This window comes from Rosistilla carotiformis, from assembly GCF_007753095.1.
Lineage (GTDB): Bacteria > Planctomycetota > Planctomycetia > Pirellulales > Pirellulaceae > Rosistilla > Rosistilla carotiformis.
The window spans coordinates 1,168,882-1,184,162 of record NZ_CP036348.1 but is presented as its reverse complement, the minus strand read 5'-3'; the positions used below and the strand labels follow the sequence as shown (position 1 = coordinate 1,184,162).

The 15,281-nt window shown below is 59.7% G+C and carries 12 protein-coding genes; 6 read left to right on the top strand and 6 right to left on the bottom strand.

Translation table 11 applies throughout. The features are described from left to right. Positions 1-14 precede the first annotated feature (14 nt). Both Poly24_RS04415 and Poly24_RS04410 read left to right on the top strand, forming a co-directional pair. On the top strand, positions 15-614 hold the full coding sequence (locus tag Poly24_RS04415; protein WP_145091032.1) for a DUF3299 domain-containing protein: 600 nt from the start codon (positions 15-17) through the stop codon (positions 612-614). Positions 615-812: 198 nt separating this feature from the next. After that, positions 813-1,616 (top strand): MBL fold metallo-hydrolase, encoded by an 804-nt coding sequence (locus tag Poly24_RS04410; protein ID WP_145091029.1) that lies wholly within the window; start codon positions 813-815, stop codon positions 1,614-1,616. A gap of 51 nt (positions 1,617-1,667) precedes the next feature. Here the strand turns inward: Poly24_RS04410 and cobA are convergent, their stop codons facing one another. Then, on the bottom strand, positions 1,668-3,164 hold the full coding sequence (cobA, locus tag Poly24_RS04405) for a uroporphyrinogen-III C-methyltransferase (RefSeq protein ID WP_145091026.1): 1,497 nt from the start codon (positions 3,162-3,164) through the stop codon (positions 1,668-1,670). A 128-nt stretch (positions 3,165-3,292) separates the two neighbouring features. Here cobA and rpsT point away from each other — a divergent pair, with 128 nt between their 5' ends. After that, the gene (gene rpsT, locus Poly24_RS04400; RefSeq protein WP_145091023.1) at positions 3,293-3,568 is read left to right on the top strand and encodes a 30S ribosomal protein S20; all 276 of its coding nucleotides are present in this window, start codon (positions 3,293-3,295) and stop codon (positions 3,566-3,568) included. Positions 3,569-4,539: 971 nt separating this feature from the next. Here the strand turns inward: rpsT and Poly24_RS04395 are convergent. Next, positions 4,540-5,451: a thiamine-phosphate kinase gene (locus tag Poly24_RS04395; RefSeq protein WP_145091019.1), complete on the bottom strand. Its 912-nt coding sequence runs from the start codon at positions 5,449-5,451 to the stop codon at positions 4,540-4,542. A 229-nt stretch (positions 5,452-5,680) separates the two neighbouring features. On the opposite strand from Poly24_RS04395, the gene Poly24_RS04390 reads away from it, so the two are divergent. From Poly24_RS04390 to Poly24_RS04380, 3 genes are all read left to right on the top strand, one after another. Next, the gene (locus Poly24_RS04390) at positions 5,681-6,334 is read left to right on the top strand and encodes a hypothetical protein (RefSeq protein ID WP_145091015.1); all 654 of its coding nucleotides are present in this window, start codon (positions 5,681-5,683) and stop codon (positions 6,332-6,334) included. Positions 6,335-6,405: 71 nt separating this feature from the next. Continuing rightward, positions 6,406-8,088: a HEAT repeat domain-containing protein gene (locus tag Poly24_RS04385; RefSeq protein ID WP_145091012.1), complete on the top strand. Its 1,683-nt coding sequence runs from the start codon at positions 6,406-6,408 to the stop codon at positions 8,086-8,088. Positions 8,089-8,183: 95 nt separating this feature from the next. Further along, entirely contained in the window at positions 8,184-9,206 is a 1,023-nt protein-coding gene (locus Poly24_RS04380; RefSeq protein WP_197452317.1) for a 3-keto-disaccharide hydrolase, read from the top strand. Positions 9,207-9,246: 40 nt separating this feature from the next. Here Poly24_RS04380 and recJ read toward each other — a convergent pair whose 3' ends face one another. From recJ to Poly24_RS04360, 4 genes are all read right to left on the bottom strand, one after another. Beyond that, positions 9,247-10,998, bottom strand: coding sequence for a single-stranded-DNA-specific exonuclease RecJ (gene recJ, locus Poly24_RS04375; protein ID WP_145091009.1), 1,752 nt, complete (start codon positions 10,996-10,998; stop codon positions 9,247-9,249). Between the two features lie 26 nt (positions 10,999-11,024). After that, the gene (rpmG, locus tag Poly24_RS04370) at positions 11,025-11,189 is read right to left on the bottom strand and encodes a 50S ribosomal protein L33 (protein WP_145091005.1); all 165 of its coding nucleotides are present in this window, start codon (positions 11,187-11,189) and stop codon (positions 11,025-11,027) included. A 233-nt stretch (positions 11,190-11,422) separates the two neighbouring features. Next, a complete protein-coding gene (locus tag Poly24_RS04365; protein ID WP_145091002.1) occupies positions 11,423-13,414 on the bottom strand; it encodes a hypothetical protein in 1,992 nt (663 codons plus the stop codon). 280 nt (positions 13,415-13,694) lie between these two features. Next, a complete protein-coding gene (locus Poly24_RS04360) occupies positions 13,695-15,179 on the bottom strand; it encodes a hypothetical protein (RefSeq protein WP_145090999.1) in 1,485 nt (494 codons plus the stop codon). Positions 15,180-15,281: the final 102 nt, after the last annotated feature.

The following is a 15,281-nucleotide window of genomic DNA, read 5'->3' as shown; positions in this document are numbered from 1 at the left end:
AAACGAGCGTCTAGATGTTGTCCCACTCTCCCGCCTCCAGCACGCTGCGGATCGCGATCTGTTGGATCTTTGCATCGACAGTCGTCCTGCCCCTAACCGCCGCACCGATCGAAAAAGACGAAGGTAAAGAAGCAGAAGCCGCCGCGACGACGACCGAACGCCCCGCTCGCGGCCTGCGTCCCGATCCAAGCGAAGCCAAACCAGCGGCTCCGCCACGGCGGATGCCTCCCAAACGCAAGGGAGAGATCTCGTTCGACACGATCCTGTTCGAGATGGACAAGGAAGCCGACTACGACCCCAGCATGGTCACTCCCGAGATCAAAGCCCTCGAGGGGAAAGAGGTCACGATTCGCGGCTTCATCCTCCCCGCATCGGTCTTCCAACAGGTCGGTATCAAACAGTTTGTCCTCGTCCGCGACAACCAAGAATGCTGCTTTGGCCCCGGCGCAGCCCTCTACGACTGCATCATGGTCCGGATGGCTGGCGACAACGGCGCCAGCTTTTCGACGCGTCCGGTCGCTGTCAAAGGGAAGTTCCATCTGACCGAAAAGTACAAGTATCCCGACGGCAAATACTTGGCGATCTACGAGATGGAAGCGACAAAAGTCGAGTAGTCGCGGCGAAGGGGCAGGGCGCCCCCCCGAATTCGCCAGGCGAAACCGACATCACATGGAGCGTTTGGCCAACGACCGGTCGCCAGTGACGGGCGGCGATCGATGAATTCGCCGATCTCGCATCTGTTGCTTTGGGGCGATGCGGCCTATCATCAAGGGAAACAATTTTTCCTTATCATTTAGGCCACGAACAGACGAATGTTGCCCCACAAAACCCTGTTTCCGGGCGTTATCGAACTGAACTTCCAGGCGGGTGAAGTGCTCGGCTGCAACGTCTACCTAGTCCACGACCAGGGCGAATGGACGCTGATCGACATCGGTTACGAAGAGACCGTCGATGAGTTCATCGAACTGATTCGCCAACTCGACTTCCCGCTGTCGAAGTGCAAGACCTTGATCGCCACGCATGCCGATGTCGATCACATCCAAGGGCTTGCCAAAGCGAAACAGATGCTGCGGACATCCGTCACGTCGCATCCACTAGCTGTCGAAGCGTTGCAGACCGGCGATAAACTGACCACGTTTGCCGAGATCAAAGCTCAAAACATCCACTTGGACATGCCGCCGGTGGAGATCGAGCACCAGGTCAACGATGGCGACACGATCCGTATCGGCAACCTGGAACTGGAAGTCTGGCACACGCCCGGACACACCGACAGCCAGCTGGCGTTCCGATTGGGGGACGTGCTGTTCAGTGGCGACAACATCTATCGCGACGGCTGCGTCGGTGCGATCGACGCGCATCACGGCAGCAATATCAACGACTTCATCAAGTCGCTCGAACGGATCCGCGACAGCGACGTCGTCTGGCTGATGCCCAGCCACGGACCGTTCTTCCGCAAAGACGAAAAGATGCTTAACGCCACGATCGATCGCCTGCGCGGCTATCTGAAAATGGCCGACTTCGGCACCCTCGCCAACGAATGGCCGCTGATGGATCAATGGGAGAACGAAGTCGCCGACGGCACGCTCCCCGACGGCGTCGGGATCGAAAACGCGTAGTCCTTGCGGGCCGCCGCATCTTCGATATCGCGCGACGCTCGCGCGATCGGGCTAAACGTCGGCCTGGCGAATCGCTTCGACGAGGCCATCCATCGTGTACTGCTTGGCCTCGCAAGCTACCGAAAAACCAAGCCCCTGCAGCGTTTGGGTCGTGATCGGACTCAGGCTGGCCAGTTTGGTCCGGTGCAGAGAATCGCCAAACATCTGCGCCAACGACCGCGCTATCGCGCTACTGGTGACCGTGGTCCAATCGATCTGGCCATCGGCCATCCGTTGGCCGATTCCTGCGTCCGCCTGAAGCACGTCGCGATTCTGATAAGCGACCACGTCGCGGACGCTCGCCCCCGCATCGACCAACTGCTGCCGCAAAACATCGCGGCCGCGGCTGGCTCGAATCGAAAGGATCTGTTTCCCCGCGGTCTGCGGCGCCAGCGACGCCGCCAGCGAGGCAGCTTCGAAGTCCTCGGGAACCAGGTCGGCCAGCAAGCCATACTGCCGCAGGGCCTCCGCCGTTCGATCGCCTACCGCGGCGATCTGGCAACGCCCCAGCAGTCGCATGTCGCGGCCGAGTTCCAAGATCCGATCCAGGTAAAACTGGACGCCATTGCGGCTACTGAAGACGATCCAGTCGAAATCGGCAAGCCGGGCGATGCTGTCGTCGACGTCGGCCCAATCGGCTGGCGGCGCGATCTCGACGGCGGGTTGATATAGCGGATCGGCTCCCAATTCCTTGAAGGCCTCCCCCAACGCATCGGCTTGCCCAATGGGACGCGTGACCAAGACGCGTTGCCCGAACAACGGGCGTCGCTGGAACCAATCGAGCTGATCGGGCAGATCGGCAACCGGGCCGACAATCACAAGCGCCGGCGGGCGGATCTTGTTGGCTGGGGACAGCCGATCGGCGACCTCTGCCAAAGTGCAGCGGAAGATCTGTTGGTCCGACCAGGTGCAGCGGCGGACGATCGCAACGGGCGTATCGGCCCGCTTGCCGCCGTCGATCAGAGCCTTGGACCAGATGTGGGCAGTGGTGACCCCCATGTAGATCACCAACGTACCGGGGAACTTCGCCAGCGCGTTCCAGTCGAGATCGGTGGCGTCGTTATCCTGCTGGTGGCCCGTTACAAGCGCCACTGCAGAGGCGTGATGGCGATGGGTGATCGGAATGCCAGTAAAGCTTCCCGCGGCCAAGGCGGCAGTGATTCCAGGAACGACTTCGAACGGGATCCCTGCCTGCGACAGCGCCGCGGCTTCTTCAGCCCCCCGCGCGAAGACTGCGGGGTCGCCCCCCTTAAGCCGGGCAACGACCCGCCCCTCGCCAGCCAAGCGGAGCAATTCGACCTGGATTTCATCTTGAGTCCAGATCCGCTGCTGACCATGTTTGCCGACGCAAACAAGTTCGGCATCCGCGGCGGCGTGAGCTAGCAGTTGCGGATTGACTAACCCATCGTACAGGACGATATCGGCTTTTTTCAGACATTGGACCCCCCGCAGCGTAATCAACTGAGGATCGCCGGGACCGGCTCCGATCAAATATACGTGTCCAGGCATGCGGGTCGCCGAATGAATCGGTCGCTCGATGGGGTGAAACGGTGACTTTGGGCTAGACATTTTGGCCCGCTGTCTTCAAACTGCTCCTATTGCATCAATTACTACGAGATTTGTATAGGGAACAACGAATGCCAAATTCCGAAGGTGCTAAAAAACGTCTCCGCCAGAGCTTTGTCCGTCGCGATCGCAACAAGGCGGTCAAGACTGCGATGCGCACCCAAATCCGCAAGGTTCGCGAAGCTGTACAAGCTGGCGACATTAGCGCTGCTGAAGCTGAGTTCCGCATTGCCGCGAAGCGTTTGGATCGTGCTGGATCGAAGAACATCATCCACCGCAACACTGCAGCCCGCACCAAGAGCCGCTTGCAACACTTGATCAAGACTTCGAAACTGCAATCGGCGTAGCACGTTCCTGCAGAGATCGGCCATCCGATCTCTGGCGGACGCCGCTTACGATGCAATAAAAAACGAAGAGCTTCGGGCCCTGCAGCCAGCAAGCCGCCATGCGAAAAACGCATTTGGCGAGGCATGCTGCTGCCATCTCATCTGATCGACAGCGCGCAACTTGCTGCGGGTCGGAAAATCAGCCGAGGCCCGTCAAGCGAAGAGCGAGAAGCGTCCGCCCGTTTATTTCAGGGTATTCGTCGACAATACCCACCAGGCTGGAGCGAGACCGCGCGGCCGATCAGATAGACCACATCAAGCTGGTCTTCGATTCCAGACGGGGCCACTTGCTACCCAAAGACTAATCGGCGGAATCATCATCCACACGCCGATCCAGCGAATCGGCTGGGAAGGGGGCTTCAATTTAAAGAGAGATTGCGCCCACAGCGCCACGCGATCAAGGCGCGGCGCCCGACAGAGATCGCGATCGATCTAGATCTGCGGCACTGCCAACGTTGGTTGGTGCAGTTGCGACTGACACGGTTGACCACCGCCACATGGCTGGCTGCCACAGGGCTGCCCACCACAAGGCTGTGAGTCCTGGCAGGGCGAGGCACCACAGTTTGGTGTGGGACGGATGCCGAAGTGGCACATTCCGAGATTGTCACACTTCCACTGCTCAATGCCGCCGATGACACTGCAGCCAGTCAGGGAGGTGAGGGAAATTGCCAGGAGGAAAGTAAGCTGAATTCGTCGCACAAGATTCTCCGGTATGTGCTGCATGGGCGAAGGATGCCCAAGTTTGCGAGACGCCCCAGCAAATGCAAATCACAATCCGCTATTGGCTCACGATACAGCGCTCCCGATCCGGCCACCCGCACGATCATTACAGATGTTCCGGCTTCGCGCATTGATCCACCTTAACGCACAGACACCGTTTACCTAGGCCACAAAATCGACCCAACCGTTCATCGGCAATCCCCACCTTGCGATCAGCCTCCATGGACAAAACCGCGAGGCGACAAGCGGATCAACTTATTAGGAAGCTTCGACCACAGGCCCGTCCGACTGGTCAACACGCCGATCTGCGTCAGCGGCGTCCCCAAGTCGGCGGCAAGAATGTCCGCGGCTTGTTCGGCGGGGCAGGTGAGGATCAATTCATAGTCCTCACCATCGCCAAGGGCATGCTCCAAGGGATCGCCACCATCCTGCAGCGATAGCGTCTTCGCATCGTCGGAAATAGGGATTTGATCCAATTGCAGCTCGATCCCGCAACCGCTGGCAGCACACAGCCGGTCCAGATCCAATAGCAGCCCATCGCTGATGTCGATCGCCGCGTGGATCGTGAAACTGTCGCGCAGCTGCTGTGCCAGCCGAACTCGCGGAGTGAATGCCAGATGCTTTTGCAGGATACTGCCCCCCAGCGAACCGCTCACCAGGACCGCATCGTCGGGCTCCGCACCACTCCGAAGCCAGGCTTTCTGCGGCGCGGCCTGCCCGATGATCGTAATCGAGATCGCCAACGGACCATCGTAGACGGTGATGTCGCCGCCACTGATCGCCACGCCAAACTCCGCCGCCGTCGCGAGGATGCCTTCGTAGATCCCAGCAGCCACCTGAGTCGCCTGCTGATTGGGAAGCGAGATCGCCACCAGCACCGCAACCGGATCGGCCGCCATCGCAGCCATGTCGCTGAGATTCACCGCCAAGGCCTTGTGACCAATCGACGCCAGTGAATGCTTGTCCAGAAGGAAATCGACTCCATCGACAATCGTGTCGACGCTGGTCACTAACTGTCGCGAAGAAGGCCAATCGAGGATTGCCGCATCATCGCCGATGCCGACAGCAACCTGCGGCAGGTCACGCTGGCGTCCACGCAACCATGCTAAAAAACTTTGTTCCATTGAGGATCATCCGGGACTGAGGTGGCGGCTAGGAGTTTGCAGGGCGACGCCCCGAACATGCCCCGCATGATATACCTAGCCGGCAAATTGCGGACCGGTGGACCCGTTTTTTTTCGAACGGTCGCTTTGATCCCTCTTGGAAACACATAACGATTGAATCGTCGGAAAATGTGTCTAAGATTGAAAGAACCGATTGCGTTTTTGAATCCTAAGAAAAGAATGCCCCCTCATGTCGCGATTCCTCCTCCTTACCGTTGCGTGCGCCGCTGCAATGGCAACCCCGGCGATGGCCCAGTACCCATACCCTCCCTACCCCTACGGAGGCGGCGGCATGTACGGAGCGGGGTCGACGATCGCGGGTAGTGAAATGGCGGGCATGGCCGACCTAGTGCGGTCCAGCGGGTACGCCAACTTGCAAAACTCCGAAGCGGCAATCAACGTCGAACAAGCCCGCTCGCTACAATTAGATAACCGCGTGAAGTACGCAGAAACCTATTATGAAAAGCGACGGATTCGCGAAGAAGCGAAGAGCTACGACCGCAACAAGATCACGCCCGAACAAGTTCATCGGCTAGCGGATATGCAGCGGCCCAAACCGTTGACCGAAAGCCAATACAACCCAAAGACCGGTGAGATCCATTGGCCGTTGGCTGCGATGCAGCCCATGATGAATGGCACCCGGCGACGCATCGAACAATTGATGCAAGAACGCAGCCCCGACGGCCGCCTGGAAGCGTCGGCCTACTTTGAAATCGCACGTCTGTGCGAAGTTTTAGACAAGCAAGTCGGCGCGGAATTGGACACCCTGCCGATGCAAGAGGTTTCCCAGGCGAAAGCCTTCATCAAAAGCTTGTCCTATCTAGCCCGACAAGCCGCTGGCTAGCGGCTCTCCGCCACTCACCTTGCGTCATCCCCCTCGCTGCCATTTCTCTTCGATTCCCGAGTTCACCCATCATGTCCACCGCATTGCGTACCTGCCGATTCCTGTTGGCATTGCTGATAATTCAAACGTCTCTGACTAGCGTTTCCCTGGCCCAATCCCCCGATGTCGCGTCGCTACTGAACGAACTGCGAACGGGAACCTCCGAACAACAATCCGCCGCGATGAAGGCCATTGTCGCCGCGCCGACCGGCCCCGCTCGCACCGCCGCGATTGCCGGACTCGTGAAATTGCTCGACTCGGATCAGCCTGCCGTGCGAGGCCGCTCGGCTTATGCACTGGGCTACCTAGCCGAAGGAAATGTCGACGTTGCCAAAGCGCTGATCCCACACGCAACCGACAGCGACCAACGCGTACGCAACGCGGTCATCAAAGCGCTGATCCGCATCAAAGCCCCCCGGGAACTGACGATGCCAATCTGGGCGCAAACACTCAAAAGCAGCGACCCCGAAACGATCATGCAAGTCATCCATTCGATGGCCGATCTCGGTGGCGATGCGGTGCCCGCACTGCGTGAAACGCTCTCCCACCCCGAAGCTGCCTACTGGGCACTGTTGGTCGTCAGCGAAATCGGCCCCGACGCCGCCGAACTGACCCCAGAATTGATGGAACTTGTGGATCACGCTCAACCTGAAGTTCAATTGCAAGCGATCATTGCGATCGGAAAAATCCAAGGCGATGGGCAGAAGATCGTTCCCGGCTTGGTCAAGGTCCTGCGGGGAGACGCGCCTCTGGCCGGCAAATATGCTGCCTGCTTTGCGCTGAGCCAATACCCCGAACCGACCACCGGCGCGGCCGCCCTGGAAGCGACGCTTGAAGATGCGACCGATGCCGAATTGAAACTGCTGGCCGGATGGAGCCTGCTGACCCTGAACCCGAATTCGGACAAACGGGCTGCGGCCCTGACATCGATCATCGCGGGTCTTTCGTCGGACCAACCGCGAATTCGCCAACTTGCGATCCGTGCACTGGGGAACATCAAACCAGGAGCCAACGGCCCCAACCCCGTAGTGATCGAAGCGATGTCCAAAGCGCTCCAAGACAGCGAACCAGCGGTTATCTCGCAGGTCGTCGATGTCTTGGCCGCCAAGGGAACCGCTGTACTGGGCGTGATCAAAACCGGGCTGTCGAACAAAACGCTTCGCCCGCTGGCGATCGAACTGGCACGTCGCTTGGGCCCCGACGCCGCCCCGCTGGTCCCCGAACTGATCACAACGATGAAGTCGAGCGACGATCCGGAACAAGTCCGTGAAGTCGCGTTTGCTCTGGCCGCGATCGGCACGGCTGCCAAACCGGCAAGCGACGTCCTGGTGGCCGAACTTTCCAACGAAAACCGCCGTGTCCGCTACAGTGCATGTTATGCCCTAGGCAGCATCGGATCGGATGCGAAAAACGTCCTGACCGAACTGACACAGCGATTGGGTTGCGACGACCCCTTCCTACAACTATCGGCCGCCTGGTCGCTGCTGAAGCTGCAACCTGGCGACCCCAAGCTGATCGCGCAAGCAGTCCCCTTACTGACGGGCGCCTTGCAGCACGAAAACGAATTCGTGCGTCTGGAAGCCGCTCGCAGCCTCGGGACCCTGGGACAGGCTGCCTCCGGATCGGTCGACCAACTGAAAGCACTTGAGAGCGACGAAAGCTCGATGGTCCGCGCAGCAGCTGCGGAAGCTGTCGCGGCGATCCAAAGCAAGTAGCCTCGACGCACCAGCTCTCCAGCGCCAGCCTTTGCAGGCATCTCCAACGCGGCGCCCCACGCCGCGATTCCCCTTTGCACCATGACACCGCTTCCATGAATCATTCGATTACCTGCCTGTGCCTCGTTTTCGCCTCCGCTGGGCTTGCCATTGGACAGGAGAAGGCTGCCCCCCAGGACAAGCCGGCCGAAGTGGCTGCCGCATCCGAAGCCAAAGAACCAGCCGATAAGCCTGCGGCGAACAAAGAGGACGCCCCCGAGGAAGCGGCCAAAGAAAAGCCCGCTGACGAAGCAAAAGACCCAAAGACTGAAGCCCCTGCAGCAAAGCCCGAAAAGCCAAAGGCGGATGCCAGCCCCGAAAAGCCGGCTGCGAAGCCCCCCACGTCGATGGTGCCGATCGGCTACACCGACACACAAAAGATCCCCGGACAACCGTGGCGCGTCCACGATCTGCTGCGGCCTCGGCCGCGAGCGGTCACGCCGGGCGACGACTCCCCCGCCGCGCCCCCCAGCGACGCAATCGTGCTGTTTGACGGAAGCGACCTATCGCACTGGGGACACCAAGACCGCAAGGCTCCAGGGCAATACGTCCCCGCCCGCTGGACCGTGAAGGATGGGTACATGGAAGCGACCCGTGGCACCGGCTACCTGTGCTCCCTTGAAAATGTTGGCAGCTGCCAACTGCACATCGAATGGGCTTCCCCCGAAAAGGTTGCTGGAGACGGACAGGGACGTGGCAACAGCGGGATCAAACTCTGGGGCGCGTTCGAGATCCAAGTCCTTGATTCCTACAACAACCGAACCTACGCCGACGGCCAAGCGGGCGCGGTTTACGGGCAGTACCCGCCCGCGGTGAACGCCACGCTACCACCCGGGCAATGGCAAGCGTATGACGTGATCTACGAGATGCCCGAATTCGACGGTGAAGGCAAACTGACCAAGCCCGCCTACGTGACCGTCTTCCACAACGGCGTGTTGCTCCACCACCACCGCGAATTGACAGGCCCTACCGGCCGAGCGAATTCGAATTACAGCGAGCATCCACCGGGCGGATCGATCATGCTGCAAGACCACGGCAACCCCGTCCGCTATCGCAACATCTGGGTCCGTCCGCTTTAAAAGAACGCCCGCCTCGGAACTTCACCAAGCCAGCAGGCGATCAATCCGAAACGCGCTGGCCCGCGGGTCGCCAATCGACGATCTGAATCTCGACCTTCCGGTAGCCCCGGAACTCATTGATTACCGGGCGATAAGCAACGTCGATCGGAGCGTTCAATGCGTTCAGCTCCTCGCACCACTGACCCGCTCCAAACGCAACAGCTCGCATCGCACTGTTGTGCTGCACGAGGTTGACGGTCAGGTGCCGGTCGCCTCCCCCCATCTTCCGAGCGGGCTCCTTCAGCGAGACCCCCGAAGCACAAAAGATCGGCCGCGGATTGCTGTCGCCAAACGGCTCCAACATCTCGACCTGCTTAACCGTTTCGAGATTCCACTGGCTAAAAGACGCTTCGGCATCGATGTTGATCTCGGCCTGATAGTCGCTTGGCACGTTTTGCGAAACCGCTTCGCAGAACGCTTCGCGGAAACGATCCAGCGAGGATTCATCCAAGCTGACGCCCGCCGCTGCGGCGTGCCCGCCGTAAGTGATCAGATGCTCGTTGCACTCTCCAAGCATCGCGTGCAAGTCGACCATTCCGCCAGACCGGGCAGAGCCCACCGCTGGCTTGCCCGCGGCACCGTCAAGCGACAGGATGATCGTCGGCCGGCCGTACTTCTCTGCGATCCGCCCGGCAACCACACCGATCACACCCTTGTGCCAATCGACTCCGCTAAGCACCAATGCAGGATCCTGTTCGGGATCGAATTCATCCTTGGCTTGCTTATCCGCCGCCAGATAGACACTCCGTTCCAGCGTCTGCCGGCTACCATTGAGCCCGTCGATGTATTCTGCCAGGGCGGCGGCGCGGACGGGATTGTCGGTGGTCAGCAGTTCGACGCCCAACTGAGCTTGCCCCAGACGGCCGGTCGCGTTGAGCCGCGGGGCGAGCATAAAAGCGATATCCTCGCTGGAAAGCGCCGACTTCTGATCCAACTTGGTCATCTTCAGCAGCTCGCGCATCCCGATCGAAGGATTCGACAGCAGGCTTCGCAGCCCGTGATGAACTAAGATTCGGTTCTCATCCAACATCGGAACAACATCGGCAACGGTGCCGATCGCCGCGACCGCCAATGACTGCATCAGATACGAACGCAACCGCTCGGTAACCTTCTTGGCGCCGCAGGCCCGCTGACAAACCGACCAAGCTAACTTGAAAGCCACTCCCGCCCCGCAGAGTCCTGCGAATGGATAATGGCTGCCAGGCAGCCGAGGATGGACGAGCGTGGCGTCGGGCAAACGCTCACCGAACTGATGGTGATCGGTGACGATCAGCTCCAGGCCCAGCTCCTTGCACAGATCGGCTTCGTCGGGGCTTGCGATCCCGCAATCGACGCTGATCACCATCTGCTTGCCGCGGGTGGCCAGTTTCCGCAGGGAATCGCAATTCAGCCCGTATCCATCCTCCAGCCGATTGGGGACGAAATAGCTGACGTCCGCCCCAAGCAACTTCAACCCATTGAACAGGATCGCCGTGCCGGTAATTCCATCGGCGTCGTAATCGCCGTAGATCACAATCGATTTGCGATCGAGGATCGCTTGATGGATCTGGTCGGCAGCGGCCGGAACCCCGGGTAGATCCTCGGGGTCACGCAGCATGGTCAAGCGGCTCTCGAGAAACCGCTGAACGTCTTCGGACTGAAACACGCCGCGTCGGATCAGCACTTGGGCGACCACCGCGGGCAACCGGGATTGGCGCATGAGATGCTCAACCCGGCCCATATCATGAGGCAGCAGACGCCACCGCTTGGCCATGGCGTTTCCTTCCGCTGACTTTTAGACTATTTCTTCTTCTCGTTGTGCCAAGTGTGCTTACGCAAACGAGGGCAGTATTTCTTCAGACGCAGCTTTTCCCCACCACCTTTGCGGCGGATGCTGTAGTTGTAATCGCCCGATTCTTCGCAGACCAGGAAGATGGTGTCCGCTTTCTTATTGCTCTTGGCCATTGGCTTGTGCCTCTAATCTCAACAAACTGACGTTGATTTACGTTGTATTTTTACTTCACGCGGTCTCGGGAGCGCTGCCATCGCCTGAGCGAGGAGGCTTGTGCCGCCGATAATCGCGCACGGTTTATAAAGGGTTTGGTTGCCCAGTATGACTTAAAATGCAGCCGTGCGGTAGCCCATATCTTCGGTCGGATCGGTTCTCCAAACCACTTAAAACCGCCCTCGCAGCGGTCCTACCGGTTTGCCGACAGTTCCGCCGCAATCTGAGTCTGCAAAAACTGCGGTGCCCGCGTGATTAGACGCCGCGAAACCGGGTCGATCACTCCGGCAAAGGTCTCGGCCGACTCATAGCCGGCCGCTACCGCAATCCGTTCCAAGAGGTTCGCTTCTGCAGGAACAGCGGGGCTGAAAACGACCGTTCGTGACGAGAGCGCCAGTGCGTACAAGCTGGTCACTAACCAATTCCCATCCCCCAGATCGCGAATCGTCAGCCCAAACGGTGACAGCAACTCCTGCTCCAACGAGGTCAATGTTTCGTGCGTTGGCCAAGGCAACACCGTGTACTCGGGAGTCATACCGTATTGCCAAGCGCTCGGCCAATCGATCAGGACGCGAGCATTACGCGCCGCCGCGACCTGGGCCAGCCAATGTTCGACCGGACGCGGCAGATCGCCTTCCAGCACGACCGCCCCCGGCTCGGGGCGCGGCAGGTCCAACGGCGTGCCGTCGACAAGCCATCGCGATGTCTGCGTCGCGGGCAATTTCGGCGGCAGGTTTCGGCTGATTCGCAGCGCGTCGAACGCTAGCCCCACGCGCCACGCGGCCTGAGGCGAACCCGTCACCTGAACGATGCTGGTCGCCGGATCGAGCGTCAATTCGACGGGATCGTCAGGCAGATTCGCCAACTGGGTGGCCATCGGAAGGATCGTTTCGGGGTCTTGCAGATCGGTCACCAGCAGCGCCGGTTCGATAAAGCTGGCGATCCGAGCATCGCTCGCCCGCACCACCATTTGGCCAGGCGAAGATTGCAGCAACACACATCCGATGGGGGCCAAGATCTCGCGGAGTGCGTCCCCTGCGGTTGTATTCAGGTAACGCCCCGAGACAGGCGACTGGAGATCGATCCCGGCGGAATCGAACGATTCGATATCCAACGTGATCGGCACCGAAACCAACTGCGAAATCATGGCGACGCTGGCCTGCAGCGTCGTGCCGCTGAGATTGATCCCCAGTGGCTGCTGCAGCCGCTGCTGAGCATCGACGGCAGGCTGGGGCGTCGGATAGCGTTCGCTCAGTTTCGGTGGCGGTTCGAAACGAATCGCCTTGACCGCGAGGGGCTGCGGTTTGGCTTCGGGCTGGCCGAGATCGAGTCCTTGACCAAAGATGCTGGAAAACATTTGCAAGCTGGGCGGCAATTCTTCCATCGCCGCCGCTTCGGGTTGATCCGCCGGTTGGCCAACGTCGGCAAAGATCCGTTCGGCTTGGTTCACTCCCGCAGCCGGAGGCGTTTCGTTGCCGGTGGCTGGCTCGGCGACCATCGCCTCGTTCGCTGACGCCTCGGGCGCGGCTGGGGCATCGGCTGGCGCGGCGCCATCGGGGGGCGGTACCGGTGACGTCGCATCGACGTCCGCAAGAGTTGTCGGCGAAGCGGCAGGCTCTTCGCTATCGACCGCATCGGCCGTGTTTGAATCGTCGACAACGGAAGGCTCTCCCTCAGCGGGAGCAGCGGCTTCGTCCGAACCAGGTTCCGCGTCGGCCGAGTCGTTATCGACTGCAGCCGTCTGTGGTTCCTTGGTCAACGAGGACTGGATGAACAGCCCAAAGATCGCGGCCGAGCTGACGATTGCGATCAAGGAGACCAAAGCGATCAAGCCGATCCGGCGATAACCCTGATAACTCGACGGCTTCCAGTCGCCCGGTGGCACCGTCCCAAAGGATCCGGCGGGGAGCGAGTCGTCAGAGTCCTGCGAATCAACAGGCGGCTGGGGAGGACCTGCCTGCGGAAACGATCCCTCGGATTGCAATTCATCTTGAATCGATTCGCTGGTGATCGCTTGGCTATCGATATCGTGCTGGCGACCGATCGTCAGCTGCCCCTCGGTGGGCGGTTCTACCAAGACCATCGCTTGGCAATTGGGGCAAGCCAGGATCTGGCCGAGCATGCTTTCATCGCGCACCTTTAACCGCGAACGGCAGGTGGTACAGGTGATGAAAAATGGATCCACGACCAGATAGCCCCTTGAAGGAATGAAGCCGCGCGATCCATGATCGGGCCACGAGGCATCGGCTTAGGTTCCGCGGCGGCCGACGATCGAACACCACGTGGGCAGCACGGCATTATACAGCTGTCGACAACCGCGATAGCCAACGTCCAGCGGCAATACCCGCGAGAATGAATTTCCTTGGGCCTACGGAAACCCTGAGACGGCGACGACGTCACAACCGGCGCAACCGGAAAATTCGGCACGTCTGCCCGGCGTCGCCGGGCGATTGCGGAGGGGGAGATTAGCGTCCGGCAGCCGCCGCGGCGGTGCGTTGATCGATTTCTTGCTTGAGCTGCATTTGCACGCGTTCGAGATTGCGCACGATCTTGACGTTGTCTTGGTACAGCGCCGCCAACTGGGTCCGCATTGCGGATTTCCGTTGTTGCAGTTCGTTGGCATAGGCTTCGATCGCCGACTTTTCGACGCGATACTGTGCCAACTCCGCTTCCAACTTCAACTTGTCCTCTTGGCCCTTCACCAACATCGTGTCGTTGGCCCCCTTCACCTTTTTCATGATCGCGATTTCACGATTCAAGATGACCACTTTTTCGGCCAGGACGTCGAGTCGTTCGAAGACGTGCCGCTCGATTTCGTCGTAATCGTTTAACGGTCGGACATAGATCTCATCGATCAATTCGGCCACCCCGGAACTGATCAGCTCAGTCGCCTCTTCGTACTTAAAGACCAGTTCGGTCCCCGCTTTGAATTGGACTTCGTCCCCGTCGGCCAATTGCAAGCGGCTATCGACGGCTTGCCCCAAGAGGTCGAAATAGCTCCCTTCGGTCGCTGTTCGTTGGCCCGAACCGTCGACGATGATCGAATGATCTTTCAACAGTTTGATCTTTCGCCATTTCGCTTCGGGAGGATCATCGGCCTGGGCTTGCTTGCCGTCCTTGAGATACGCCTGCAAAACGTCCGGCGGGACCTTGCCGGCCAACGCCGCGTTGAGGAACGCTTCGTCGGCGTCGCCGAAAATCGCTTCGTCCCGTTTTCGGCTCGCCTCGATGAAAAACGGCTCGTGACCGTCCAACGGCATGACTTCATAAATCGCCCACGATTGGGCCTGGCTGATCCCTTGCTGCTGGCGTTTGGAGAGTGCCGAAAGGGCACGCAACGGCTGCAGGGTCAACGATTGAGGCGTGCTTTGGGTGACCAGGTATTGCCCAAGGAAGGTTTGCGGAATTCGGTTTTGATTGGGATCCATGACTTCCGAAAAAGCAAACACCAGCGTTTCCACAGGAATCGCTGCCGTGGGCGCCGCGGCACCGGCCGCCGGTGCGGCAGCGGGGTCAGCGGCCGCATCGGGATCCACCGCTGCGCCGGCGGCGGGTCCTTGGGGCATGTTCAACGTGAATTGGCCTTGTGCGGCTCCTTGCGGGGAAAGCCCACGCCATACGCGTCCGGCATCGACCCGCAATTTTTGCAGCGCCAGTTCGATCGGAACGACCGCGCGTTGATCGCCTTCCAATCCGATCACGCCATACTTCAGCTCTTCTTCTTCGACGGTTGCCTTGTCGAGGCGTTGTTCTAATTCGACCGAGATCTTCTGCCAAGCGACGCGTGATTTTGCCGAAAGCGCCACCAATCCCATGAAAACGCCCGCTTCGATGAAGACGATGGGAGCGATCACCAACGGCACCCAAGTCCAACGCTCAGCACTCTTCCACATCAGTACACCGAAACCGATGACTGAGAGTCCGAGTAGTATTTGAATAACGATTTCCATCGGTGTTCCGGAGTGGCAGAGACAAGCGGATGCGGGGTCGATCGCGTCGGAGCGGACAAGACGAAGGCTTAACCTATGCTCTGATGGTAAGTTGGGACTATT